Source organism: Bacillus marinisedimentorum (assembly GCF_001644195.2).
GTDB classification, from domain to species: Bacteria; Bacillota; Bacilli; order Bacillales; family Bacillaceae_O; genus Bacillus_BL; species Bacillus_BL marinisedimentorum.
The window spans coordinates 132644-157202 of sequence record NZ_LWBL02000005.1; the positions used below are offsets into that span (position 1 = coordinate 132644).

Annotated in this window: 26 protein-coding genes, 2 pseudogenes and 1 riboswitch; of the genes and pseudogenes, 10 read left to right on the forward strand and 18 right to left on the reverse strand. The window is 47.4% G+C overall.

Translation table 11 applies throughout. The features are described from left to right. Positions 1–611: 611 nt before the first annotated feature. Positions 612–758, forward strand: a pseudogene (locus A4U59_RS22525) (IS3 family transposase); the annotation flags it as partial. A gap of 144 nt (positions 759–902) precedes the next feature. Here A4U59_RS22525 and A4U59_RS01110 read toward each other — a convergent pair. Continuing rightward, the gene (locus tag A4U59_RS01110) at positions 903–1139 is read right to left on the reverse strand and encodes a YuzB family protein (protein WP_070119450.1); all 237 of its coding nucleotides are present in this window, start codon (positions 1137–1139) and stop codon (positions 903–905) included. 290 nt (positions 1140–1429) lie between these two features. Then, a complete protein-coding gene (locus A4U59_RS01115) occupies positions 1430–1753 on the reverse strand; it encodes a YuzD family protein (RefSeq protein ID WP_070119451.1) in 324 nt (107 codons plus the stop codon). 256 nt (positions 1754–2009) lie between these two features. On the opposite strand from A4U59_RS01115, the pseudogene A4U59_RS01120 reads away from it, so the two are divergent. Beyond that, positions 2010–2231 (forward strand): annotated as a pseudogene (locus A4U59_RS01120) (NifU family protein); the annotation flags it as partial. 62 nt (positions 2232–2293) lie between these two features. Here the strand turns inward: A4U59_RS01120 and thrB are convergent. The 5 genes from thrB to yutH form a co-directional block, all read right to left on the reverse strand. Beyond that, positions 2294–3211: a homoserine kinase gene (gene thrB, locus A4U59_RS01125; protein WP_070119452.1), complete on the reverse strand. Its 918-nt coding sequence runs from the start codon at positions 3209–3211 to the stop codon at positions 2294–2296. Then, on the reverse strand, positions 3208–4266 hold the full coding sequence (gene thrC / locus A4U59_RS01130; RefSeq protein WP_169823889.1) for a threonine synthase: 1059 nt from the start codon (positions 4264–4266) through the stop codon (positions 3208–3210). Before thrC ends, thrB begins: the two co-directional genes overlap by 4 nt. After that, positions 4266–5567, reverse strand: coding sequence for a homoserine dehydrogenase (locus A4U59_RS01135; RefSeq protein WP_070119454.1), 1302 nt, complete (start codon positions 5565–5567; stop codon positions 4266–4268). The genes thrC and A4U59_RS01135 overlap by 1 nt, the downstream gene beginning before the upstream one ends. Positions 5568–5754: 187 nt before the next feature. Continuing rightward, entirely contained in the window at positions 5755–6741 is a 987-nt protein-coding gene (locus A4U59_RS01145) for a 2-hydroxyacid dehydrogenase (RefSeq protein WP_070119513.1), read from the reverse strand. 98 nt (positions 6742–6839) lie between these two features. Continuing rightward, the gene (gene yutH / locus A4U59_RS01150; protein WP_070119456.1) at positions 6840–7847 is read right to left on the reverse strand and encodes a spore coat putative kinase YutH; all 1008 of its coding nucleotides are present in this window, start codon (positions 7845–7847) and stop codon (positions 6840–6842) included. Between the two features lie 206 nt (positions 7848–8053). Here yutH and A4U59_RS01155 point away from each other — a divergent pair, with 206 nt between their 5' ends. Next, positions 8054–8554, forward strand: a complete 501-nt coding sequence (locus tag A4U59_RS01155; RefSeq protein ID WP_070119457.1) for a phosphatidylglycerophosphatase A family protein — start codon at positions 8054–8056, stop codon at positions 8552–8554. A gap of 234 nt (positions 8555–8788) precedes the next feature. Here the strand turns inward: A4U59_RS01155 and A4U59_RS01160 are convergent, their stop codons facing one another. The 3 genes from A4U59_RS01160 to A4U59_RS01170 all read right to left on the reverse strand — a co-directional run bounded on the left by A4U59_RS01160 (position 8789) and on the right by A4U59_RS01170 (position 10867). Then, positions 8789–9550 carry a TIGR01457 family HAD-type hydrolase gene (locus A4U59_RS01160; RefSeq protein ID WP_157888109.1) on the reverse strand — a complete coding sequence of 254 codons (762 nt, stop codon included), beginning with the start codon at positions 9548–9550 and terminating at the stop codon, positions 8789–8791. A gap of 136 nt (positions 9551–9686) precedes the next feature. Further along, positions 9687–10316, reverse strand: coding sequence for a helix-turn-helix transcriptional regulator (locus A4U59_RS01165; RefSeq protein WP_070119459.1), 630 nt, complete (start codon positions 10314–10316; stop codon positions 9687–9689). Between the two features lie 110 nt (positions 10317–10426). After that, a complete protein-coding gene (locus A4U59_RS01170) occupies positions 10427–10867 on the reverse strand; it encodes a DUF86 domain-containing protein (protein ID WP_070119460.1) in 441 nt (146 codons plus the stop codon). Between the two features lie 384 nt (positions 10868–11251). Between A4U59_RS01170 and glpX the strand changes: the two genes are divergently transcribed. The 3 genes from glpX (at position 11252) to A4U59_RS01185 (ending at position 13051) form a co-directional block, all read left to right on the forward strand. Further along, on the forward strand, positions 11252–12220 hold the full coding sequence (gene glpX, locus A4U59_RS01175; RefSeq protein ID WP_070119461.1) for a class II fructose-bisphosphatase: 969 nt from the start codon (positions 11252–11254) through the stop codon (positions 12218–12220). A 112-nt stretch (positions 12221–12332) separates the two neighbouring features. Then, positions 12333–12605 carry a DUF3055 domain-containing protein gene (locus tag A4U59_RS01180; protein WP_070119462.1) on the forward strand — a complete coding sequence of 91 codons (273 nt, stop codon included), beginning with the start codon at positions 12333–12335 and terminating at the stop codon, positions 12603–12605. Between the two features lie 224 nt (positions 12606–12829). Then, positions 12830–13051 carry a cytosolic protein gene (locus A4U59_RS01185; protein ID WP_070119514.1) on the forward strand — a complete coding sequence of 74 codons (222 nt, stop codon included), beginning with the start codon at positions 12830–12832 and terminating at the stop codon, positions 13049–13051. A 59-nt stretch (positions 13052–13110) separates the two neighbouring features. Here A4U59_RS01185 and A4U59_RS01190 read toward each other — a convergent pair whose 3' ends face one another. After that, entirely contained in the window at positions 13111–13386 is a 276-nt protein-coding gene (locus A4U59_RS01190) for a YutD family protein (protein ID WP_070119463.1), read from the reverse strand. Positions 13387–13518: 132 nt separating this feature from the next. Here A4U59_RS01190 and A4U59_RS01195 point away from each other — a divergent pair, with 132 nt between their 5' ends. Next, entirely contained in the window at positions 13519–14163 is a 645-nt protein-coding gene (locus A4U59_RS01195) for a YhcN/YlaJ family sporulation lipoprotein (protein ID WP_425388864.1), read from the forward strand. Positions 14164–14268: 105 nt separating this feature from the next. Here the strand turns inward: A4U59_RS01195 and lipA are convergent, their stop codons facing one another. Further along, complete coding sequence (gene lipA / locus A4U59_RS01200) at positions 14269–15147, reverse strand: lipoyl synthase (protein ID WP_070119464.1); 879 nt, start codon at positions 15145–15147, stop codon at positions 14269–14271. 385 nt (positions 15148–15532) lie between these two features. Here lipA and A4U59_RS01205 point away from each other — a divergent pair, with 385 nt between their 5' ends. Further along, positions 15533–16534, forward strand: a complete 1002-nt coding sequence (locus tag A4U59_RS01205) for a M23 family metallopeptidase (protein ID WP_425388865.1) — start codon at positions 15533–15535, stop codon at positions 16532–16534. A gap of 123 nt (positions 16535–16657) precedes the next feature. After that, positions 16658–16786, forward strand: coding sequence for a hypothetical protein (locus tag A4U59_RS22295; protein WP_281183296.1), 129 nt, complete (start codon positions 16658–16660; stop codon positions 16784–16786). A gap of 119 nt (positions 16787–16905) precedes the next feature. Here A4U59_RS22295 and A4U59_RS20720 read toward each other — a convergent pair whose 3' ends face one another. Both A4U59_RS20720 and A4U59_RS01210 read right to left on the reverse strand, forming a co-directional pair. After that, a complete protein-coding gene (locus A4U59_RS20720) occupies positions 16906–17007 on the reverse strand; it encodes a methionine/alanine import family NSS transporter small subunit (protein ID WP_083270582.1) in 102 nt (33 codons plus the stop codon). A 1-nt stretch (position 17008) separates the two neighbouring features. Then, the gene (locus tag A4U59_RS01210) at positions 17009–18517 is read right to left on the reverse strand and encodes a sodium-dependent transporter (protein WP_070119465.1); all 1509 of its coding nucleotides are present in this window, start codon (positions 18515–18517) and stop codon (positions 17009–17011) included. A gap of 575 nt (positions 18518–19092) precedes the next feature. Here A4U59_RS01210 and A4U59_RS21570 point away from each other — a divergent pair. Next, positions 19093–19278 carry a hypothetical protein gene (locus A4U59_RS21570; protein ID WP_070119466.1) on the forward strand — a complete coding sequence of 62 codons (186 nt, stop codon included), beginning with the start codon at positions 19093–19095 and terminating at the stop codon, positions 19276–19278. A 377-nt stretch (positions 19279–19655) separates the two neighbouring features. Here the strand turns inward: A4U59_RS21570 and A4U59_RS01220 are convergent, their stop codons facing one another. The 4 genes from A4U59_RS01220 to yunB form a co-directional block, all read right to left on the reverse strand. After that, positions 19656–20582 (reverse strand): selenium metabolism-associated LysR family transcriptional regulator, encoded by a 927-nt coding sequence (locus A4U59_RS01220; RefSeq protein ID WP_070119467.1) that lies wholly within the window; start codon positions 20580–20582, stop codon positions 19656–19658. Positions 20583–20777: 195 nt separating this feature from the next. Then, on the reverse strand, positions 20778–21560 hold the full coding sequence (locus tag A4U59_RS01225) for a sulfite exporter TauE/SafE family protein (protein WP_070119468.1): 783 nt from the start codon (positions 21558–21560) through the stop codon (positions 20778–20780). 109 nt (positions 21561–21669) lie between these two features. Next, positions 21670–23253 (reverse strand): Na+/H+ antiporter NhaC family protein, encoded by a 1584-nt coding sequence (locus A4U59_RS01230; RefSeq protein WP_070119469.1) that lies wholly within the window; start codon positions 23251–23253, stop codon positions 21670–21672. A 139-nt stretch (positions 23254–23392) separates the two neighbouring features. Beyond that, a riboswitch (Lysine riboswitch) is annotated at positions 23393–23573 on the reverse strand. A 134-nt stretch (positions 23574–23707) separates the two neighbouring features. Further along, a complete protein-coding gene (gene yunB / locus A4U59_RS01235; protein ID WP_070119470.1) occupies positions 23708–24460 on the reverse strand; it encodes a sporulation protein YunB in 753 nt (250 codons plus the stop codon). Positions 24461–24559 lie beyond the last annotated feature (99 nt).

The following is a 24559-nucleotide window of genomic DNA, read 5'->3' on the forward strand; positions in this document are numbered from 1 at the left end:
AATTACAATAAATGTTGCAATTGAGGGATTAGGCTGTTAAGTCATTAGTTGTTTGCTATCTTACTATGAGGCTACTGTGGCCAAAAGGGCATAGGAAATGTTCGTCGAATGATGATGCATATAAATCGAAAGCTCGGACAGAACATCAACCACAAACGCTAGTATAGGCTGATGAGAGCCATTGGTTCACAGTCCGTCATACGAAGAAACGTTATAAGTGTTCAAGCCTCCAACATGTCGCCGATAATATATTAAATCGTGAATTCAAGGCTGAAAATCCAAATGAAAAATGGGTAACGGATGTCACACGAATTCAAGTATGGCTCCGCAAAGAAAGCTTATCCTAAGCGCCATTCTTGATTTGTACGATGGCTCAATTGTCAGCTAGGTCTTTGGGCATTCCAATGACAATGCCCTTGTATTCGAGACGCTTGGCCTGATAACAGAGCACCTGGATGGGATCAGCCCCTTCTTCACAGTGACGTGGATTCAAGTATACCTCTCAAGGCTTTAAGCGAAGGATTGATAAAGCCGGGATGACTCAGAGTATGTCACGGGTAGGCAGATCCATCGATAATGGGCCCCTGAAATCCTTTTAGGGAACACTTAAAAGTGAGAAATATTATTTGCACAAATACGAAACGTTTGAAGAGCTATCCAAACCGGTAGAGCAGTATATACATTTCGATAATCATGAAAGATACCAAAAACGACTAAACGGCCTTAGCCCTATTGAATATAGAGCTAAAGCCGCTTAGACCACTTTTTATTATTTCCACTGTCTACTTGACAGGGGACAGTTTTCTCCATGTTATCAGAACTCTTATTTTCGTGCAGTGTCCTTTAATGTGCCGTTTAAGGCGTCTCTGATTTATGTCATGCAGCGTATCAGCCTCTGCATCTTAAAACATCGGATTTTCTTCAATAAATTGATAAATGTTTTTGACAAGCTCGTCCGGTGTATTTCCGGTGACGACCTCACCATTTACAAGCGCGTAATGGGATTCAAAGCACTTGCCGCAATAACCCAGACATCCATACTCGACCACATCCAGATTCGGGTCTTTTTCAAGCTGTTCTTTCGCTTTTTGGGAACCGCTTGCCAGGTTGCTGATGCAAAATTCCACTAAAGGCATCATTTCCAATCACCTCTCAATTACCACTACTATGCTAACGAAAACCTGCCTTTCCGTCAACAAAACAGGTCCCTCTTTTTCTTCCTTGAATGAACAAATGCGCAAGGCGCCCGCTTAGCGGCGTACGCATAAGCGGGGGTTCCCGCAGGGAGGTGCTCTTTCCTCCCGGAGGGGATCACCGCTTATGACGATAGCCGCTGGCGCCTGGAGCTGGATGATTCCCTTCCGGCTTTTTATCCACAACGCTTACATTTTAACAATTTTAAAAACCCGGAACGTGTCCGGGCAAGTGTCTAGCGAACCGGTTCATATCCCCGGTCTTCCATTATTTTATAGATGTCCTTCAGCCTCGGATTCCCCTCGGCAATTATTTCGCCATCAATGACAACAACCGGATAAATGAGATCTTCCTCAAGAACCCGTTCGGCAAATTTTTTCTCGGATTCCGGCGGATTTTGGAAATCGACATATTCGATGCCGAATGGCTGGTCCGGATATTTGCGGGAAATAGCCGCTTTTAGCCATTCGTATGTCTCTTTGGATGACGGCATTCCGACACAGCTTGCGCAAATCTGCTCGGCACCGTATACATAAATGGTTACGCTTCCTTCTGTCATATTGTTTCCCCCTGTTATGTCCTTACTCCCATTTTAGCAGAAATTTCGCATCTGTATATTTTTATTGTTTGCATGAGCAGGCGGTTTTCATTCACAAGACAGGAGAAGAAGTCACCACAGGATGACGATGTACGTATACTGGCGACAACGGAATATATTGTAAAAAAATGATTCCTGCCAAAAAAATTGAGGCCGTCGGATAGATTTTTATGTTTGGACCTATTATAATATGGGTATGGAAAGGAGTCGATAAATGATGACAGAACAAGTGAAAGAAGTTTTGGATAAACTCCGTCCCTTCCTGCTTCGTGACGGTGGGGATGTTGAATTAGTAGATATTGAAGACGGCATCGTGAAAGTTCGCCTCATGGGTGCATGCGGAAGCTGCCCGAGCTCCACAATCACTTTGAAGGCAGGTATTGAGCGTGCCCTGATGGAAGAGGTTCCGGGCGTACTCGAAGTTGAGCAAGTATTTTAATTTCATAATGCTCGTAAAGCTCCCGCAAGTTTCCATGCGGGAGCTTTTTTTGATTTCATGTCTTATACTCTTTCACCCTGCTGAAGAACGGCAAGCCCTTTTTCAGCAGGTTCCATGCATTCTGTATGCCACTCCGGATACATAAGTGCGAGTGTTTCCTGTACTTCAGCGGCCTTGCCTTTTGGCACAAAGAACAGCACAGTCGGCCCTGCTCCGCTAAGCACTGCACTGTAGGCCCCCACTTTATTCCTTGCCTTTCTGGCCAGTTCCAGTTCGGGAACGAGGCTGGCGCGGAAAGGTTCATGGAATGAATCCTGTTCCATCATTTGGCCGGCAAGGATCCAATCTTTTTGAAAGAAGGCGGCAACGAGGACGTTCGTCACAGCGCTTGCGGAAACGGCCTGCCGGCGGCTGAATTGTTCAGGTAGAACGTTGCGGGCATCCTTTGTCCGCAATTCATAATTCGGGATGACTGCTACGATGTCGAGGTCGGGCACCCCAGACTGAACCGTTTTCGTATCTTCGGAAGTATGAAAACCGATGGCACACCCACCGTAATAGGATGCGGAAACATTGTCCGGATGACCTTCAAAAAGGGAGCCGATCCGGACTTTTTCCGCTTTCGCCAGACCGAGGGCTAACAGCTGGTCGGCAAGCTCGATTCCCGCGGTTATCGCTGCTCCGCTGCTGCCAAGCCCCCTCGCCATTGGAATTTCACTTGAGACAAATACTTCACACGGTTGCATATCGGAAGCACGGCGGCCGTTTTGCTCAGCGGCAAACTCGGCAGCCTGGTATATCAGGTTCTGTTCGTCCGCAGGAATTCCGATCACTTCTGAAGATCGGGGATGAAATTGCCAATTTTCAGCCGGGAACACATCCAGCTGCAAATATCGGTTAACTGCAAGGCCGATAGAGTCGAATCCAGGTCCCAGGTTTGATGTGCTGCCCGGAACCCTGATGGAAAAAGGCGGCTTCATTGGTGGACAGCCCTTTCGATACGGCTCCTGACCTCTTTCTCTTCATTCGGCAAGACAACAGGCTCGATTTCTGCTGTATCGATGGCAACAGAAGGATCCTTTAGTCCATTGCCAGTCAAAACAGCGACAACGACAGATCCCCGTTTGACCTCCCCGCTCTCAATCTGTTTTTTCAAGCCGGCAATGGAAGCGCATGATGCCGGTTCGGCGAATATTCCCTCTGTCTCGGCAAGAAGGGTGTATGCCTCAAGTATTTCATCGTCTGTCACTTCGCCGATTTTTCCATTTGATTGTTCAGCGGCAGCTACAGCTTTATCCCAGCTGGCGGGATTTCCGATCCGGATTGCCGTTGCGATTGTTTCCGGTTCTTCAATGACTTTATTGCGGACAATCGCCGCTGCCCCTTCTGCTTCAAATCCGCGCATTTCCGGGAGGGCAGTCCCTTTTTTCTCATGGTATTCCTTGAATCCTTTCCAGTAAGCGGATATATTTCCGGCATTGCCGACCGGAATAGCAAGGATATCAGGTGCTTTACCGAGCTGGTCGCATACCTCGAATGCAGCCGTTTTTTGCCCTTCAAGCCTGTATGGATTGACGGAATTGACAAGGGTGTAAGATCCCTCTTCACTGATATTCCGCACCATTGTCAGCGCCTGGTCAAAGTTTCCTTTAATCGCATATACTTCCGCTCCATACATGACAGCCTGCGCCAGTTTTCCCATGGCAATCTTGCCGTCGGGGATGACGATGATGCACCGCATCCCGGCCCGGGCCGCATAAGCTGCCGCTGAAGCGGATGTGTTTCCGGTCGATGCACATATAACGGCATCACTTCCTTCTTCCTTCGCCTTGGCGACAGCCATCACCATGCCTCTGTCTTTGAACGAACCTGTTGGATTAGCCCCTTCCACTTTCACATACAGCTCGATTCCCCATTGCTCGGATAGATGGACAAGGGGAATCAGCGGAGTATTGCCTTCGTTCAGCGAAAGGACAGGTGTTTTTTCAGTTACAGGCAAGAAATCTTCATACTCCGACAGCAAGCCTTTCCACATCATGATTCTCTGCCTCCTTCGACTCTGTAAACACTTTTCACATTCAGGACGGCATCCGCCTCTTCCAGCCGCTGCTTAATGTTTTCGTATGCCGATTTCGACGCAGTATGGGTGATCAGCACAAGCTCGGCCGTTCCTTTTTCTTTTAAAGGCAGCTGCAGGATCTTTTCAAAGCTGACCCCTTCATCTGCAAAAAGAGTGGTGATCCGCGCCAATACCCCTGCCTCGTCAATGACATGGAGACGGAAAAAATACTGCGCAAACACTTCACTGCTTTCTTTCAGCTTTTTTGGATATTGCGGAGTGACCGCTGACTGCCCGTTTACACCGAGACGCTTGTTCTTGATCACTTCAACAAGGTCAGAGACGACAGCCGTTGCGGTAGGGAGTTCTCCTGCACCCGGTCCGTAAAACATCGTTTCTCCGACAGCTTCGCCGTATACATACACTGCATTGAATTCATTATGGACAGAGGAAAGCGGGTGATCCTCCGGAAGGAAAGCCGGCTGGACGCTGACTTCCGCTTTGTCTTCAACCCGGTCGGCGATCCCGATCAGTTTCATCGTATAGCCAAGCTGCTTTCCGTATTTGATATCCTCCTCTGTCACATTTTCGATCCCCTGGTGTTCAACATCATCAAGGTCCATGTTCATCGAAAAACCGAGCGTCGCCATGATCGCCATCTTGCGGGCCGCATCAAGCCCGCTTACATCGGCAGTCGGATCTGATTCAGCGTATCCGAGCTCCTGGGCTTCTTTCAATACATCATCGTAAGCTCTGCCTTCCTGGGACATTTTCGTCAAAATATAATTTGTCGTCCCATTCACGATGCCCATCATCTTTTTAATCCGGTCTGATGCCAGGCCTTCTACAAGGCTGCGCAGAATCGGAATGCCGCCCGCCACACTTGCTTCATAGAAAAGGTCGCATTCGTTTTCGGCAGCGGCCTTCAGCAGCTCCGTTCCGTGAAGTGCCATCAAGTCTTTATTCGCAGTCACAACATGCTTTTTATTATTCAGGGCGTGAAGGATATATCCCCGTGATTCTTCAATTCCGCCCATTACCTCAATAACGACATCAATGTCCGGATTATCGAGAACCTCATAAGGGTCGCTTGTCAAAAGTCCCTCATCCACTTTCACTTTCCTGGCTTTCTTCATATCCTTTACAAGCACTTTATTGATATCAACCGAACAGCCGACTTGATGCATCAGTTTATCCTGGTGATTCTCGATAATTCGAACCACACCGCTTCCGACTGTTCCCAAACCAAGAAGCCCGACTGAAATGTTTTCTGCCATTTTTTTCACCCCACAAGTGTTTTTATATAAAATACATCTGTTTATATATAAAGGACATTATAAATTCAATTCTGAAAATTTACAAGGGGTTTCCCTTAAAGCAGTAACCTGCTTTCTGATACTGCAGTGGTTGTCCGAAAAACACCTTGAGAAGGGGGATAGCAGAAAACCGGCTTAACCAGCCGGTTTATGAAAGGACATCACTGTTTACAACTTTGGCCTCTTCCGGCCGGTCTGACAGCACATGGAAAATGTTTTCAACGGCCGTGCGCGCCATCAGGTGCCTTGTTTCCGTACTTGCACTGCCGATATGCGGTAATGCTGTCACCTGCTTGAGAGACAGCAGCGGGTGGTCGGCAGGGATTGGTTCTTTTTCAAATACATCCAATCCGGCTCCAGCAATTTCACCTTCTTTTAATGCTTCATATAACGCCTTCTCATCAACAACCGCCCCTCTTGCGACATTGATGAATAATGCCTCAGGCTTCATCGCCTGGAATGCCGCTTTGTTGAATAAATGACGGGTCTCCTCAGTCAGCGGAGTCAGGCAGACAACAAAATCCGACCGTTTGAGGAGTTCTTCAAAATCGCAATATACTGCATTAAGCTGCTCCTCTGCTTCCGGTTTCCGCGAACGGTTGTGATAAAGGATCTCCATATCAAACCCCTTTGCCCTTTTTGCGACAGCTTCGCCGATCCGCCCCATACCGACAATTCCGATTGTTTTATGGTGCACATCCGATCCGGCCATGAAAAAGGGTGACCAGTGGGCCCAGCGTCCTTCCTTCACAATTTCAGAAGCTTCTACAATTCTCCGGGCTGAAGCGAGCAGCAGGGTGAAGGCAAGGTCGGCTGTCGTATCCGTGAGAATATCAGGAGTATGCCCGATTATGACATTATGTCCGGTCGCCGCTTCCACATCAATATTGTCATAACCTACCGCCATGTTGGATACGGTTTTTAGATTTTGTGCCCGCTCAAGCAGTTCTTCATCCACACGATCTGACAGCATCGTCAGCAACGCATCGGCCCTCTCCGCCTTTTCAAGAAGGACAGAGCGCGGAACAGGCTCCTCTTCTTTATCCCACATCTCGATTTCGGCGATCTCTCTCAATGATTCCAGTTCTTCTTCGGGAAGTTTTCGTGCAACGTATACAAAGTGCTTATCCTCCAACTGTTTCCACAACCTTTCCACTACGCTTTCACATTTCGGTTTAAGACCGTTACCCCATACTTCTCGCTTGCCGCGCGATTTCCTTCCAGGCAAAAATCCTATTTCTTCTTTTGCAGCGAATCTTGCATCCAGTCCAAGGGCTGAACTTGCGCCCCCTGGCTGACCCGCTCGATGACAGCCGGCATCTGTCTCAGCATCCTTTCGTACCCTTGCGCATTTTCCACAATCCGATTCAGCCTTCTTTCATAGCGGAGTTGTTCATCAACAGCGCCCTCATGGCGATAATACCCCTCTACCGCTTCAAAATAATGGAGCGGAAACAGCAGCCTGGCAAAAAACTGGCGCCATCCATATGGACTGAGCGGCTGATATTGGGCGTATTCATATAAGAAATTGAGAACCATTTGCTGATCCGGCCGGCTTCCGGGACCGCATTCCCTCCTGACCCACTCGGCCAGATCCCTTGCCGGGTGATCCCATACCCACAGGTGCGGCATTTTTAACCGTCCATTTTCTATCCAAGCCTGCCGGTCAAAGCGCTTGTGGCAAATCGTCCCTGCATCGGACTGCTGTCTCGGCACATCGATTTCCGTATCCACAAGGTATTGGACAGCATTTTCAGTGAGTCCCAGATAATATGGATATGTTTCCTGAAACAGTGCTTCAAACTCTGTGTGCTTCCGGCTCTTATAATTGTTCCGCCATTCTTCAAGTGCATCGATCCGCTCCACCCAGTAATCGTGCCAGGCACCGTACCGGTCCCTTTTTGAAAAAGCTCCCCTGTACATCCGGCCGCGCTGGTGGAAAACTGCAAGCTCCTGACCGGTCCTTCCTACTGTTCCTGTTGCTGCCCTTCCTCCTCTTATCAAGATGGATTTGCCGTTGTTTTCTTCTCTTCCTTCGTAAGGATGAATCGTTCCGATCGTCCTGTCCCCCTGTCCGGCAAGATGGGTGCTGACTTTTTGAAGTTCCTCCAGATCTTCCGGTTCCAAATCGTCCGCCGGAACAATAAGATATAAAAAACCTTCCTGCATGAATGCCTGATAGCCGTTCACTTGAAATAGACGCCCAGCACCTTCAGAAGCATTATGGTGATATTTCATCATTCTTATCCCCCCGGCTGATTGTTACTCTCGTTCATACCTATGAAACCGATTATGTACTTTTGTCATATTCAGCTCAAATCCCCGAATAAATTATTAAGAAAAACGAAAAGAATAAAGGATGAACATACCGCGGAAATCGGCCTTCATGCTCAATACATGCCGCAGTACCGGCAATATCCATAAAAGTGAAAACAGGGGTGAATTGATTGAAGACAGAAAAAGAAGTAACCCAATTAGAAAGCACCGCCAGGAAATGGCTTGATGAACGTGGTGTTAAGGTTGAAGATATCGCAGAGCTTGTATACTTTCTGCAGTCTAAATATCATGAGGACCTGGAGATGGAAGTCTGCCTCCACAATGTTGAACGCGTCATGGCGAAACGCGAAGTGCAAAACGCGATTTTAACCGGTATCGCGCTTGACCGCCTTGCCGAAAAAAAACTGCTTGAAGAACCATTGCTTGACATCATTTCCCGTGATGAGAGCTTATACGGAATAGATGAAGTCATCGCCCTTTCCATCGTCAACGTCTACGGTTCCATCGGCTTTACGAACTATGGATATATCGACAAACAAAAACCGGGTATCTTACAGGCTCTGAATGATAAACGCACAGGAGAAATCCACACATTTCTCGATGACATCGTAGGCGCAATAGCCGCCGCAGCCTCCAGTCGACTTGCCCATAGAGCGGCACACGTTGAATAATACGAGAAGTCCCGGGCAGACAATATTTTCACAACATCTGCAGTTTTGACTGATTAACCAGAACAAAAGCACAAGGCGCCCGCTTATGACGATAGCCGCCGGCGCCTGGAGCTGGACGATTCCCTTCTGGCTTTTTAATCCACATCGCAAAAAATTTATAATTTCAACAACAAAGAAGCCGGAACACAATTGACATTGCGTTCCGGCTTCTTCAATTCGTCATGCTGATCCGGTTCACTTCCACTCATCAAGAGACATGATCGTGTAAGTCGGCTGCACTTCATAGTCCTTGAGCCGTTCAGGTGTCGTCACGCCAGTATGGACCATAAGCGTGTCGATGCCGGCATTGATTCCCGCCAGTATGTCAGTATCATAGTTGTCACCCACCATCAACACATCTTCCTTTGGTGCGCCAAGCGCCTCCATGGCCTGGTCCATGATGATGGGCTCCGGTTTTCCAATGAAGATCGGCTGTACTCCGGTAGACACTGTCACAACCGAAGTCAGTGATCCGTTTCCGGGCAGAAACCCTCTTTCTGTCGGAATCGAAACATCCCCATTCGTTGAAATGAAGGTTGCCCCTGCCCTGACAGCAAGCGCTGCGATAGCGAATTTTTCATAAGTGACACTGCGGTCGATCCCAACAACAACAAAATCCGGCTTTTCTTCCTGATAGACGAGCCCCTGTTCTTCCAGTGCCGTTTTTATTCCCTCTTCACCGATCGCATAATAGGTAGCTTCGGGTTTTTGTTCAGCGATATAGCTTGCCGTCGCCATACTGGTTGTGAAAACGTGATCAGCATCAGCCGGCACACCAAACCCCCTCAGTTTATCCGCCACCTGGTCAGGGCGCCGCGATGAATTATTGGTCACAAACAAATAAGGGATTCCGGCTTCCTTAAGCCTGTTCACAAAATCCCCCGCTTCTTCAATGCGCTCAGAACCTTTATACATCGTCCCATCCAAATCAATCAAGTATCCTTTGTAATCGGTCAATTTTCTCATAATAGCCTTTTCCCCTTTTTCAAGCTGCTTTTAATTATATCCATGTTCATAAGCTTCTTATGTTTCAACTGTTATTAAAAAATCCTGCAAAAAGAAAAAATGCTTCCGCGGGGAAAGCATTCTTTGTTTATTCCGGCTTTTTGATCCGGTACTCGCAAATGTCATCGCCTTTAGCCGCACACTTTGTGCATGTGACTTGATCAGTGCCCAGCACATTGCGGAAGAGCCGTAATTCACAATCACAGGCAATTGGATACTGCCCTGCCACTTCGGCAATCGGACAGTTGAATTCTGTCAAAATGTATTCCCCATCGTTATCCTGCAATGCCGCCATATATCCGTTTTCATTCTGGATATGTGTAAGCTGCTTCACTTTTTGGGCAAATGAACTGCTTTCCAGCTGCTTGCTGTACCGGTTTTTCAGCCGTTCTTCACGGCGGACAAACAGCTTTTCCACCATCGGCCTGCCTTCAAGTTCTTCTATATCTTCAAGAAATTCGATTGTCATGGTCTTATAATTGCGGGGAAACAGTTCCTCCCCTTTTTCGGCCAGTCTGAACACATTTGCCGGACGTCCCATTGACTGCCGAACAAGTTCGGTTTCGATGAAATGATCCCGTTCAAGTGTATTCAAGTGGCGCCTGACAGCCATTTCGGTAATACTTAACTCCTTCGCAAGCTCTGTAACAGTCATGCGCTTGTTTATTTTCAGAAGGTTGAGAATCTGGTCGCGTGTGGACGAGGATCGTGTTTGCATAGCTCTCACCACCTCATCCCATTTTACTTCATTTTGCACTGCAAGTAAATTTTTAAACAAAAAAGTATGGAAAAAGGGGTAACGTTCTGCCTGCAGATTCCAATTCACTCTTAATGTGGTGAGAATGCCGAGACCGGCCCGAGTTCTTCATCAAGATATCTGCGGATACTGGCAGGAAACCGTTCAATTGCAGCAGCATTCTCATTCAGGACAGAAACCAATTCAGCATGGTCCAGGCTGGTGTACTCCTGAACGAGGCCTTTACGGTACCGTATGAGTCCAGTAAGACTCTTTGCATCAGCTTCTGTCACCACTTTTTCATCAAGCATGATGCTGATGATATCTTCATAACTCCCCGGATCCCTCATAATGAAGCCGTCAATCATCGCATTTCCCACATCAATGACCGCTTCAATCATCATATGGACGATCCGTTCCAGTGCGAGTTTATCCATGCTGCTCTCCCAGCTGTCATGCTGCTTGAACAGCGAATCCATTTTTTCCATATATGAGAGCGTGCTTTCGATTTTACCTCTGTCAACAAAATACATGGCCATTCCTCCTGTTTACCAGTCAATTAATGACAAGTGTCCTGCGTCCGTTTGCTGCATAAGGCGATTCAAAGTTCAGGTATTATTTTATCATAATGTGGCGTTCAAGTCCGGTGCCGTTTTCACCTCCAAATGCAGGGTGTGACCGTTTTGGCCTTTGCCGTCTTTTGGGGCACATTTATGCGGATTCACGATCGGTTTGGCCATGCTCGCCTCTTTTGGGGACGGCTCTCCTGATGATGAGCATTCACTTGCATATTGCCAGGCTATTTTCTAACTTCACTGAAACGTTTGCATAGGTCTGACTTCTGGCATCAGGTGAGACAGAGCAGGACTGTTCTGCTATCATGTGTATAGGATTCAGGCGAAATGGAGGAGAAAACGTTGGAACGTGAACTGGCACTGGAAATTGTCCGGGTTACCGAAGCCGCGGCTATCGCATCGGCACAGTGGCTCGGAAGGGGCAAAAAAAATGAAGCGGATCAGGCAGCGACAAGCGCAATGCGGGCGATGTTTGACTCTGTCAATATGGATGGCATTGTGGTCATTGGCGAAGGAGAGCTTGACGAGGCGCCGATGCTTTATATCGGAGAAGAACTGGGGACGAAAAACGGGCCGGCTGTCGATATTGCCGTTGACCCTCTGGAAGGAACAAATATTGTAGCAAAAGGCCATGCCAACGCGATGGCTGTCATCGCGGCGGCTGACCGCGGCACCCTTTTACATGCGCCTGATATGTATATGGAAAAAATAGCTGTCGGGAAAAATGCTGCAGGTAAAATCAGCCTGGATGATCCGATTGAAAAGACGATTGAAATTGTGGCAGAAGCGAATAATAAACGAATCAGGGATTTGACGGTTATTATTCAGGAGCGTCCGCGCCATGATGAACTTGTAGAGCGCATCCGAAACAAAGGTGCGCGTGTGAAGCTGTTTGGAGATGGCGATGTCGCTGCATCAATCGCAACAGCAATGCCCTCTACAGGAGTCGACTTGTTCGTCGGTACCGGCGGAGCGCCGGAAGGGGTCATTTCCGCCGCAGCGATCAAATGCCTGGGAGGCGACATGCAGGCACGCCTTGTCCCGCATAACGAAGAAGAAGAAGAACGGTGCATTAAAATGGGGTTGGAAAACCCGCGTCAGCTATTGAAGCTCCATGACCTGGTCCGCGGGGATGATGCCATTTTTGCAGCGACGGGCGTCTCAGCAGGCGAGCTGCTTGAAGGAGTCCGATTCCTTGGCGGGGATCTTGTGGAAACCGATTCAATTGTCATGAGGGCCAAAACCAGGACGGTCCGGTCCATTAAAGCCAACCATCATCTTGAGTATAAACCTCATCTCGTGATGGAATAAAAGGCGGAAGGAATTCAAGCAGAAATCAAGAAATCAACTAAGAGGCGGAAGTCAGCCCTGGGCGGATTCCCGCACACATTCCAAGACCACTTGGACAGAAAGGGGATACACAGTGAGCGAACGGCATTATTTATACGATGAAACAGCGGACACAAAAACACGCTTCGTCAGTTTCATGGGAACAAACCATCGATTTGACCTGGGCATCATGAACACAGACCGTTATTACGGCAAAAGCATCGTCCTTGATATCCTGAGCGGACGTTTTGCGATAATCGGCTCGGATGACCTTGATGAAGAAGGGTATCTGGAGCATGCCTTTAACTTGAATGAAGAAGATGGCGAAGAATTGCGTGAATTTCTTCGTGAAGTTGTCTCAGTATAAGAAGTATTGGAAAACCGGAAACGGCAGCTGGCCGTTTCCGGCTTTTTACGCAAATGGAATGATATGCACTTATCCATATTTTTTAACCCAAAAATTACACCGCATCTAGTTTCCTTGCCGGGTTACACTATGAGTACCCCCTAATTTAAGGAGGCAAAAAATTGACAGGTGATCAATTAAATCCGAGTGCTAAAAAGTATTCTGATTTTCAAAATGTCGAAAATATGCGGAATTATATCACACCGGAACAGCTGCCGGAAGGCCCGTATGGCGCTCCGCGGAATAAGCATGAGCCTGTCCAAAACAAAAGCACACCTTGGCGTGAAAGTCAGCGATATTACAGCGCATTTAACTATGAGTTCAAAAATCTCCACTACAACATCCCGCGCCAGGGAATGGAACCTGCCCACCCGCCGCACTCAGAAGGAAAAGGCGAACCGGATTAATGACGGTTCGCCTTTTTTTACTCCAGATACATAACTTCCGTTCCTGTTTCCAAAGACAGTTACTTTTTCACTTTTTTCAGGACAAAATAGGCACAGCCAAAATTGCAGTATTCATAAAGGTATTCAGACAGCGTGCTTATTTTTGTGTCATAGCTTGATTTTTGATTGTGATCGTCAAAAAAACCTTTTAGCCGCAGCTGGTCATATCCCCAATCGCCAACAATATAGTCATATTTATTTAAGATTTCACTGTACCGCGCTTTGAAGGTTTCTTCATCGAATCCATTTTTGCTTTCCTCGACAATTTCCCAGCAATGGTTATTTATACATATCATGTTGGCTCACCTCAATTCTTTTTTATTTTACCACACCTTGACAGCTTGCGTTCAAGCTCTATTTCTTTGCCTTTAGCATTAATTACTACACAACTTTTTCCCCGGACTGCTCATCTTAAAGGTAAGGAGGTGATGCAAGTGATAAAAAAAGTGATAGGTGCAGCCGCGGTCAGCACATTGCTTGTTTTACCCGCCTGCCAGATGGGTGCGCAGCCTGATGACATATACGAAGAAAGCGGCGATACGATAAATGTCGGCGACCGCAATGAATTAAACAATCGAAACCAGGATTCGGATCAATTCGGTTATGTGCGATATCAAAAAAGCGATGTTGCCAATGATCGCACAAACCGGAATAACGATGCCATGTATATTGACCGGGAAGGTCTCGCAGATGCGATTAGCCGCATGGGCAGGCAGCTTCCTGAAGTCGATGATATTGCCACACTCGTTACCGACGAAGAAGTGTTGGTGGCCTATGACACCGAGTCAGCTGACAGGAATCAGACTGCAGATATGGTAAAGAAAACAGCCATATCTGTCGTTCCCCGTTATTACCATGTTTACGTATCGGACAATCCGAACATGATCAACCAGATCGAACGGTTCGGAAATAATGGCTCAAACAACCGTGACATTGAGCAAATCATCGACAGAACCATCGCTGAAATGAAAAAATCACCGCAAGGCAAAAAGCTGAGCGATGGCGAAAATGAAAACGGTGAAATGAGCGGAGAAATGAACGGTGAGTACGAAGACAGGGGAATGAACCGTTAAACGCAATGACCATACTGCTGCGACAAAAACCCGGAGTCTCGGCTCCGGGTTTTGTTATGGCTTTTTAATTTTTTGAACCGTGAAAACAAGATGCGGCGAACATATTTATTCCGCAGCAGCGTCCACCTGTTCATCTGCATGGTAGGAAGAACGAACAAGAGGCCCTGATTCCACATAACGGAATCCTTTTTCAAGTCCGATTTTTTTCAATTCTGCAAACTCATCAGGATGGTAGTACTTTTCAACCTTCAAGTGTTTTCTGGAAGGCTGCAAATACTGGCCGATGGTCATGATGTCAACATCATTCGCCCGAAGGTCATCCATTGTTTCGAGGATATCTTCCTTCGTTTCGCCAAGTCCCACCATTAGGCTTGATTTCGTCGGGATATCAGGTTCCATTTCTTTTGCACGGCGTAAAAACTCAAGGGAACGGTCGTATTTTGCCCGTGCCCTTACCCGGTCGGAGAGACGGCGCACGGTTTCGATATTATGGTTCAGGATATCCGGTTTTGCATCCATCAGCGTTTTTAGGTTCTCATAGACGCCATTCATATCGGATGGCAGCACTTCAATCGTTGTACCAGGATTTTTCCTTCTGACCGCCCTGACAGTCTCGGCAAAGACGCCGGCACCGCCGTCTTTCAGATCATCTCGGGCAACTGCCGTAATGACAGCATGCTTCAGACCCATCATCTCAACAGAGTCTGCAACCCGTTCCGGTTCCTGCCAGTCCAATTCGGAAGGAAGCCCTGTCTTTACGGCGCAAAAACGGCAGGCGCGCGTACAAACATCTCCGAGAATCATAAACGTAGCTGTTTTCCTTTCAGCCCAGCACTCATGGATATTCGGGCATTTCGCTTCTTCACATACTGTATGTAAGTTCTTTTCACGCATCATTTTCTTTAGGCCGGTATAATTATCGTTTGTATTCAACTTGATCTTAAGCCAATCCGGCTTGCGGATATATTCTTCTTTCTTAGCCAAAAGTCATCACCCCTGTATCCAACTTAATCATTCAAATCTTTTGCAGCCACATCTGCATATTGCATTTTCATGGAGTACCGCACTGGATGCTGCCCAGCACGTTTTCCAAACGCGGTGATGTTGGTGCTGCATGCAATTTTTATAATAGGCTATATCAGCTGATGCTGATACAAGCGCCGTGAAAACGCCTGCTTTCCAGTTGGAGTATTAAGTTAATCCAGTGGAATTGAAACACAGCTTGCCCTAAAAAACGCCTTATACTTGTCACTTTATCATAACAAAGCCGCACCGGCAATTTAAAGGGATGTTGATTACCAGCATATTCCGTTCATTAATTGTGCCTCTTTCCACACACTATTAACAGTGAATTGGAGAGAAAGGAGCGATACGCGTGCTGAAAAGCGTTACGCTTTTACTTGCCGCCATTCTTTTGTTTTTAGCCTTCCCGGCTGGTCCGTATGCCGAAGGGTCTCAGAGTGAGGCAGAAGAATACAGTCAGCGCATGGCATTATATAAGAAAACGGAAGCAGTCACCAGAATTCCGTGGTATTTTCTGGCAGCGGTCGATCAATACGAAAGAAGCGTCCGCCGGGCACGAAAGGACCGGCCTGAAGCGGAAGGCTTGATTGCTGTGTTTTTTTCTCCTGCTCAATGGAGCGGGCCGCTTAACCCGAATCAGGAAGATACGAATCCTGCTTCTATCGGTTTATTTGGCGGGATGGGCAAAGACGGAAACGGTGACGGCAAAGCCGAGCAGACAAATGATGAAGATGTCCTTTATACACTTGCGCACTATTTGGAAGGGTACGGCCATGATGATGATAACTTCACCATCGCCTTGTGGGAATATTATAATAGGGAACAGGCTGTCAATATCGTCATGGCAAATGCGTTATTATTCAAAACCTACAACCGCATTGACCTCGTTGAACATGCCTTTCCGGTACCGCTCAATGTCAACTACAGCTACCGGAGCACGTGGGGGGACCGGCGCGGCTGGGGCGGGTTAAGAATCCATGAAGGCACCGATATTTTCGCCGATTATGGGGTCCCTGTAAGGGCAACCGGTTACGGCGTGATTGAAATGAAGGGCTGGAACCGCTTTGGCGGGTGGCGCATCGGCATCAGGGATATCAACAACAATTACCATTATTTTGCCCATTTACGCGGTTTTGCCGACGGCATTAAAGAAGGGCAGACGGTCAAACCCGGAACCGTCATCGGCTATGTCGGAAGTTCCGGTTATGGAAAGCCGGGAACTCAAGGAAAATTCCCGCCGCACCTCCATTATGGAATATACCGGGATAACGGTGCGGTCGAATGGTCTTATGATCCATATCCGTACCTGAAAGTGTGGGAACGGAAAGAGCGACAGAAGAATAAATAATCCGGCGGGCACTATGTGACTGATTTTGCACGTACAAAAGCGTAAGGCACCGCTTAGCGGCGTACGCATAAGCGGGGGTGCCCGCAGGAAGGCGGGTTTCCCTTCCGGAGGGGATCACCGTTTATGACGATAGCCGCTGGCGCCTGGAGCTGGATGAACAAAAGCGCAAAGCGCCTGCTTTGCGGCGTACGCATAAGCATGGGTACCCGCAGGAAGGTGATCTTTCCTGCCGAAGGGGACCACCGCTTATAACGATAGCCGCTGGATCTTGAGCTGGATGACTCCCTTTTGGCTTTTTATCTACAACGTAAAAAATTTTATATTTTTTTAAACAAGTACAAAAGAGGCGGGAAAATTCCCGCCCCTCTTCTTTATTCCTTCGCTTTTTTTACCGCATTGGTGATACTTGCGGCCAGGCCGCCCCAAATAATGACCATACCGATAACCATCATGGTAATTGCACTTCCTGTCATGTTACACGACCTCCTTTTCAGAGTCGACTGTCAGTTGGGTTTGCTTATCCCACCGCTTCATGGAGAAGAGGAAGCCTATTATGAGCGCTCCTGCTGCCACACCCCAGCCTGAGTAAAGAAGGAAGCTGGTCGGATAACCTTCATAGTTTTCCGTCAGGTTCTGCCTGAAGTTGTCGAACATCATGAAACCGAGTACAAGAGGCGTAATGAAGCCAAGTGAAATTTTCCACCATATACCAAGCGCGATATCAGATAAGCTGTTGGCATGCTTTTCGAAAAGGCCGAGTTTCTTGGCAAACCACGCAATTGCAACAACTTCAATGAGGCCTGAAAGCGCAACACCGAACTGGTTAATGAAGTGGTCGGCTGCATCCAGGAAGTAAAGTCCGCCTTTTGTTGCGTACAAAATCGAAACGACAGCAGACAAACCGCCGCCGACCAATACGGATGTCGTACGCGACACTTTAAACTTATCCTGGACACCCGCGACAAAGGTTTCCACAATTGAAATGAGTGAAGATAGTCCGGCAAGAACAAGTGAACCGAAGAACAGGACCCCAAACAGGCCGTTCAAAGCCGGGAACTCATTAATGATTTGCGGGAACACAACAAATGCCAGGCCGATTCCGCCTGATACGACTTCTCCCACCGGTACGTTGGCCTGTGTCGCCATGAAACCGAGGGCACTGAAAACCCCTATACCAGCCAGCAATTCAAACGCCGAGTTACCGAAACCGGTGATGAATGCATTATTGGTAATGTCCGATTTTTTCGGCAGGTAGCTTGAATAAGTGATCATAATAGCAAACGCAATGGACAAGCTGAAGAAAATCTGTCCGTAAGCCGCTACCCAAACGTTACCATCCAAAATCGTATCCCAGTTCGGTTTGAAGAATGCTTCAAGCCCTGCAGCCGCACCATCGAGAGTAACTGCACGAAGTACGATAATCAGGAACAGGACGACGAGTGTCGGGATGAAAATTTTGTTTGCGACTTCAATCCCTTTCTTTACGCCTTTGAACAATACGCCGAGCGTGATCGCCCACACGAGAACGAGTGGAATGAATACACCCGGGACAATGCCTCCGACTTCTCCCACATCAGCAAGCTGCAAATACTCGCCGAACAGGAATCCTTCCGTGTCGCTTCCCCACCTTTGGGAAAATGAAAAAACAGTGAATGCCATCGCCCACGCAATGATGACTGCATAATAAGTTGAAATAACAAATGATACCGCTACTTGCCACCAGCCGATCCATTCTGATTTCCTGTTCATCCTTGCATAAGATAGCGGCGCTGATCCCCGGTACTTATGCCCCATTGTAAATTCAAGGATAAGCAGCGGAATCCCTGCAGTTAATAGTGCAAACAAATACGGCAGGAAAAAGGCGCCTCCGCCATTCTCATACGCAGTCGCAGGAAATCTCCATATGTTTCCCAGACCGATGGCTGAACCCATAGCCGCCAAAATAAAACCAGCTCTCGTCCCCCACTGTTGACGGTTTTCCATGAAGTCTTCCTCCTCCTTTTGTCCTTTGCCTCGCCGGTACACCTAAGCCGGCTTGCAAGAACATTTCAATTTTTCTGATAATTTTATTTATCTACCTGATAGTATAGCCTGTGCCTCGAATATTGTCAAAACATTCTTTCACAAAAATTTTTCCATTTGTGTCAGGTTGTGCTCACTGCTTTTCCCCCTTTTATAAAGAATATATTTTTCTATCCTCCCAATCATCACAAAAATATTGCAAGCTATTGGAAGATGCGGGCAGCAGCACCCGCCTGGCTGTGTGCGTTTGGTCCGATAATAATTATGAAAATGTTAATGATTTGCTTACTGTGAAAAGTGATAGGAAGCCGGATTCCGCGATGACCCGGGCCACAGGCTGCTTGCTGTTGCGGGGCTGGCGTGTTTGTGAAGTGTTGCAAACACAACATTTTTGCGAGCGATAATTTTGTTTTTACTGTGGAGATGGGGGAGAGCACATCGCGGTTTGAAAGGCGCGGGTTAACAGTGTGGTGCTGATGCACTGAGTTGGCAGGTGGTTCGGGGAGCCGCGTTGGCATGATGTTGGCAGGTTTGGCGTGAATCGGGCTGCTTATGGCGTGAATCAGGTGGCTTGGCGTGAAACAGGGCTGGTTTCGCGTGAATATTGGCTTGCTTGGCATGAAAGCATCACTGTTTGGCGTGAATTTAAGCAGTTAAGGCGTGAAAGCAGTAAGTGGAAGCAGACGAAGTTGACCAGGTGCATGAAAATTGGCTTGTTTTAGTCGTTTCAGCCGCAATATTGGACTTGGAAGCGTGAAATGATTGATTTCTTGGAATTAAAACACTAAATCTCACTATTTTCCGGGCTTTAAAGGCATGGTTTTTTCTTTCACCAAAAAGAATCGGTGTATTTGTTTGCGTCTTTTTATAAAAAATATAGCCCTCCCTTATTACCGTGCCTATTTTCAAAGTAACCTGGCATATTTCAACCACATAACCTCCCTTCCTTCCTATATTCAGAGAGCGCCCCCATCTCCTCTACAGCCACAGACCTCAACTCAATGCTCGCAAGTGATCCCAATTCATTTTTCCAATACGCTTACTTCCTGGCTGGTAAGTTCCCCTGCGTTTACAGCAAAAACCCGGCATTCCGCCGGGTTCATTCTTCATCCATTATTCGATTCTTTCCGCCGTACAAATCGAGAAGAATATCCTGGAGCGCTTCGATAGAAGGGTATAAGGACCCTTCTTCCCTGTAAGCATAATAAAAATTCCGTTTCAAAGGCGTGGGCTTTATGGAAAGAGGCTTCAGCAATTTCAGTTCGAGTTCCCGGTTCAGGCAGGATTTCGAGATGATGGCGGCTCCAAGGCCGTTGGCTGTCATCTTTTTTATTGTTTCTGTGCTATTAAGTTCCATGACGATATCTAGATCATCAAATGAAATACCCTCCTGGCTGAACATCCTTTCTGTGAAAGCCCGCATACCGGAGCCCTTTTCGCGCATGACAAGCGGCAGCTTGGAAAGCTCGGCAAGCGAAATGCTCTTCTTCTGGGCGGCAGGATGGTCTGGCCTTACGATCACAACAAGTTCATCTTCCTTGAATGGTTTGACAGAGATGCTGTCATTGGCAGGTATTTCTGCTTCTGTCAGGGCAAAATGAATGCCACGGTTTTGGAGGGCCTGCATGACATTATGCGAAGTGTCAATCGTAACTTTAAATTTGACCTGTGGATAAAGGCTTATAAATTCTTCGAGCAGATGGGGAAGTACTGCATCTGCTATCGTTAAACTCGCACCAATTTTTAACGGGCCGGAAACTTTCTTTTCTATAATGGAGATGCTGCGGATCAATTTCTCCTGGAGATTGAGCATCTCTTTTGCATAAGGGACGAGCGCACGCCCTGCCCGTGTCAGTTCGACCGCATGAGTGGTGCGGTGAAACAGACTCGTACCCAATTCCATTTCAAGCTGCTTGATTGTCCGTGTCACAGAGGATTGCGCTCTGTGGACAATTCTCCCTGTTTCCGAAAAACTCTTTGTTTCGGCGACCGATAAAAAAACCTCCAGCTGGATCAAGTCCATCATAAGCACCCTCTTTTCTTTTTCAGCCAGGCTGATTCCCACTTATTTTCTGTTTAATATTATTGCAGACCATCAGAATCTTTGTAAAGGAAGATTCGGGCCGAAATCATCATAACCCGGATGTTCCAATGCCTCCATTGAAGTGAAAAAGAGCGATTCAGGTAACTTTTCCCGGCTCGCTCTTTTAAAAACCTTATATTAAAGGATCGAAGACCAAATTTTAACGGCTGTTCCTAAAATCAATGCGGCGAGAATTCCTTCAAGAACCTTCGGGTTGATTTTCTTGGAAGCATTCGCTCCAAGCGGCGCAGCCAGCAGGGAAGCCACAACCATTATAACCGCCGGCCAGAAAAGCACCTGGCCTGTCGCCACTTTGCCGATGGTGGATCCGATGGAAGATAGGAATGTGATTCCAAGTGATGTTGCAATCGTCACACGGGTCGGGATTTTCAGGACAACAAGCATGACCGGAACAACCATGAATGCGCCTGCTGCTCCGACAATCCCCGCTGCGATGCCGATGATGAATGCCAGTGACCCGGCCAGCGTCTTATTGTACGAAATCTGATCCATCGGAATGTCATTGACGTTTTTCTTAGGCAAAAACATCATGATTGTCGCGATGGTCGCAAGTGTGGCATAAACCATATTTATCTGGTCACCGGACATCATTTTAGAACCATATCCGCCGATGAAGCTTCCGGCTAAAATGCTGAGTCCCATGATCAGGATTAAGTCTTTTTTCAAGTAACCGCCTTTGCGGAATGCCCAGACACCGCCGATTGTCGCGAAAAACACCTGAACGGCGCTGATTCCGGATACCTCATGGGCATTAAAGGCTGCCAGGCCGAGCATCGGCGGGATGAAAAGCAGCATCGGATACTTGATGATCGATCCGCCGATGCCAACCATTCCAGAAATAAACGATCCGAAAAATCCGATCGCAAATAGCACGATAATGTAACCTACTGATAATTCCATAAACGATATGCCTCCTGTGTAGTGATTAGCTGTTGCTCTACTAACACTATACCACCGCACAGTAAATACGGTGCATCGTATTCCGCATAGCGTTTATGCAAAAAATGGATTATACGCTTTCATTAGCTTCACGGTAGGATTTGCCGACACTTAATTTCAATACCGCAACAACTGCCGCCAATAAAATGATGGCAACTGCAAGGGCAATCCATGTGCTTCCGGTGAGGCCAAGGACAACAAAGCCGATTGCTGAGATAACGGCACTGCTGATTGCATATGGAAGCTGCGTGATCACATGGTCAATATGATGACTTCCTGCGCCCGTCGATGACAGAATCGTCGTGTCAGAAATAGGCGAGCAGTGGTCTCCGAATACGGATCCGGCAAGAACAGCCGCCAGTGAAGGGAGCAGCAGCGTGATATCAGAAGCAGCCGCAATTTCACCTGCGATCGGCAGCATGATGCCAAACGTTCCCCATGAAGTCCCTGTAGCGAACGCCATAATGCCTGCCACTGCAAAAAGGGCGACCGGCAGGAAGTCAACATTCATATTGGATTGCTCAACAAGTCCTGCAAGATAGGCACCTGTGCCAAGTTCATCAATGATCGTAACAATCGACCAGGCGAAAACAAGAATATAGACAGCCGGAAGCATGGAACGAATCCCTTCCACTATACCAGTTTTAAACACCGAACCGCTAAACCCGGCGGTTTTCACGTAGAAGGCGATTGTCGCCGCAAGCCCGATCAGCCCGCCGTACAGCAAGGAAGCTGCTACATCTGTGTTTTCAAAAATCGTAAGGATCGTTACCTCCGTACCTGCTTCGATCGCTGCACTGCGGCCAGTCAGGACCATCGAACCGACTGTGGCGATGATTAACACCACAATTGGCCAGACAAGTGCACCTACAGTGCCTTTGTCGCTGACAGGAAGATCATCCTTCAATTCTCCAGGCACTTTTCCGCGGTCCGGGTCCGTCATTTGACCCTCATTCAGAGCGCGTTTTTCGTGAATTTTCATTGCCCCGAAATCAAGGTTGAAAATAGCAACGGCAAACACTGTCAAAATGGATATAAACACATAAATGTTCATCGGAATCATGGCAATGAAAGCTGAAAACGCACTATAGCCAGTTACACTGTGTGTAGCCAGTACAGTTCCTATTAGCGCGATAATATACGCCCCCCAGCTGGAAACAGGGGATACGACGCAAATTGGCGCCGAAGTCGAATCGATAATATAAGCAAGCTTGGCCCGAGAAACTCCATGACGGTCGGTCAGCGGCCGGCTTACTTGCCCGACGGCAAGACTGTTGAAATAGTCATCTATAAAAATCAATACACCAAGAATCGCTGTAACTATCTGGGCTCCAGCCCGGGTTTTCACCCGTTTAAGGGCCCATTCGCCAAATGCGCGGCTGCCTCCGGCCATAGAAATGAATGCTGTCATCATACCGAGCAGCAGCAAGAACAACAGAATATAAACATTCCATGTATTTAGTGCACCGTCAGATACAAACGTTCCTGCAAAGCTGTCATAAATTTTTTTGACTGTGCCTGCCGGGGAAAAATCGGAAACAACTAATGCACCGGCAATGATGCCTGTTCCAAGTGATAATAATACCCGCCTTGTGATCACTACCATAACTAATGCCAGCAGCGGCGGAATGAGGGAAATAATTGTTCCTTCCATGAGTAAACCTCCTAGTTTGTTGGCTGCCTTGAGGTTCGCATACGAAAGGATGGAGAGAAGGAAAGAAGCAATAAAAAAAAAGTAAGATGGATCGAAAATAACCATCATTACTCTTTGTAATGCCGTGTTATCCTCCATCACGATCAGTAGCGCTCCACTGCAGCGTTGCATTGCAGTGACAACAGTACCTTTTTTCAAAGTACTGCCAGTAAAAACAGTTCAGACACCTATTTTCACTTCGGCCCAAAACCCTTTCAGCTGCGGTCGTCGTTGTCATCCTCGCACAGCATACTGATGTTTTGTGCACCTCTACCTCATCGTTCTGATAAGGCGTTATGCAGTTTACATATAGAAACAGTATAGCAAATCACAAGCGGCAAAACAATTGAAAAATAAAATGAAAAAAGTGGATGCGGACAGATGTCAGACACAGCCTGCGGCAAACCGTACGTTGTTATTCCACCGGCATTTCGAACGAAGGAGAAGCACCTCCTTCACTGCTGTTGTAGAAATAAGGGACTTCTCCCTGTATTACACGGATATCAACCGGAATATCAGTGGCTACTTTTGCAGTTTTGGTCGAAAAAGGAATAACGACCTTAACATTCACTTCATAATGGATGGAAATATGCAGCAGCATATTATTGATGCCATAAGGTGTGACATCTGTACTAATATTGGACTGAACGTCTCCGATTGCCGTGAACCTGACCGGCACTTTCGGCCCCAGGTTGGCAAGGAGGGCATTATTGGTCGCCTGGCCGAGGGGAATCTCATAAATGATTCCTGTCGACTCATTCGTGCCGGGCTCCGTCTGGATTTCTATTTCGGGAGGGACTCCAATTTCAGGTTCTTCCCCTTCCCCGATTTTGTCCAGGTAATTTTGGACTCTCAGGGTAGTTTTGGCCAGCAGGTCGGTTACCACTTTTCGATTATATCCAACAGTGGATATTCTCCCCTGTTCATCTTCAACCACTTCTATCAAATCTTCAGCTTCTACATCCTCTGTAATCTTTTTACTGATCGAGTAGTTGATCGCCTGGCGTGCCAGCCGCATTGATTCGGTTTCGGCAATACTCATCAAAGCTGGTTCGATTCCTCTGTTAATGATCCAGAGACCCTGGACCGTAAAGATGATGAACAAAACAAAGGTAATAATGATAACATGCCGGAACGGCAGCGGTCCTTTACGGCGAAAACGGGACATAAAAAATCTCCTCCTGCACGTAACGGGATTCCCTCTTTACTAAAGGGTATGACCCGGCCAGGAAGAGAAGTACAACTTATTATTGCTTTACCAGCATAA

What these genes read in the sequence shown, in the direction of transcription:
- A4U59_RS01110 (WP_070119450.1), bottom strand. Translation starts at nt 1,139, where the DNA reads ATGATGCCTTTAGTGGAATTTTGCATCAGCAACCTGGCAAGCGGTTCC.
- A4U59_RS01115 (WP_070119451.1), bottom strand. Translation starts at nt 1,753, where the DNA reads ATGACAGAAGGAAGCGTAACCATTTATGTATACGGTGCCGAGCAGATT.
- thrB (WP_070119452.1), bottom strand. Translation starts at nt 3,211, where the DNA reads ATGAAGCCGCCTTTTTCCATCAGGGTTCCGGGCAGCACATCAAACCTG.
- thrC (WP_169823889.1), bottom strand. Translation starts at nt 4,266, where the DNA reads ATGTGGAAAGGCTTGCTGTCGGAGTATGAAGATTTCTTGCCTGTAACT.
- A4U59_RS01135 (WP_070119454.1), bottom strand. Translation starts at nt 5,567, where the DNA reads ATGGCAGAAAACATTTCAGTCGGGCTTCTTGGTTTGGGAACAGTCGGA.
- yutH (WP_070119456.1), bottom strand. Translation starts at nt 7,847, where the DNA reads ATGATGAAATATCACCATAATGCTTCTGAAGGTGCTGGGCGTCTATTT.
- A4U59_RS01165 (WP_070119459.1), bottom strand. Translation starts at nt 10,316, where the DNA reads ATGCAAACACGATCCTCGTCCACACGCGACCAGATTCTCAACCTTCTG.
- A4U59_RS01170 (WP_070119460.1), bottom strand. Translation starts at nt 10,867, where the DNA reads ATGTATTTTGTTGACAGAGGTAAAATCGAAAGCACGCTCTCATATATG.
- A4U59_RS01185 (WP_070119514.1), top strand. Translation starts at nt 12,830, where the DNA reads ATGCGGAATTATATCACACCGGAACAGCTGCCGGAAGGCCCGTATGGC.
- A4U59_RS01190 (WP_070119463.1), bottom strand. Translation starts at nt 13,386, where the DNA reads ATGATATGTATAAATAACCATTGCTGGGAAATTGTCGAGGAAAGCAAA.
- A4U59_RS01195 (WP_425388864.1), top strand. Translation starts at nt 13,519, where the DNA reads ATGCAAGTGATAAAAAAAGTGATAGGTGCAGCCGCGGTCAGCACATTG.
- A4U59_RS22295 (WP_281183296.1), top strand. Translation starts at nt 16,658, where the DNA reads ATGACGATAGCCGCTGGCGCCTGGAGCTGGATGAACAAAAGCGCAAAG.
- A4U59_RS20720 (WP_083270582.1), bottom strand. Translation starts at nt 17,007, where the DNA reads ATGACAGGAAGTGCAATTACCATGATGGTTATCGGTATGGTCATTATT.
- A4U59_RS01210 (WP_070119465.1), bottom strand. Translation starts at nt 18,517, where the DNA reads ATGGAAAACCGTCAACAGTGGGGGACGAGAGCTGGTTTTATTTTGGCG.
- A4U59_RS01220 (WP_070119467.1), bottom strand. Translation starts at nt 20,582, where the DNA reads ATGATGGACTTGATCCAGCTGGAGGTTTTTTTATCGGTCGCCGAAACA.
- A4U59_RS01225 (WP_070119468.1), bottom strand. Translation starts at nt 21,560, where the DNA reads ATGGAATTATCAGTAGGTTACATTATCGTGCTATTTGCGATCGGATTT.
- A4U59_RS01230 (WP_070119469.1), bottom strand. Translation starts at nt 23,253, where the DNA reads ATGGAAGGAACAATTATTTCCCTCATTCCGCCGCTGCTGGCATTAGTT.
- yunB (WP_070119470.1), bottom strand. Translation starts at nt 24,460, where the DNA reads ATGTCCCGTTTTCGCCGTAAAGGACCGCTGCCGTTCCGGCATGTTATC.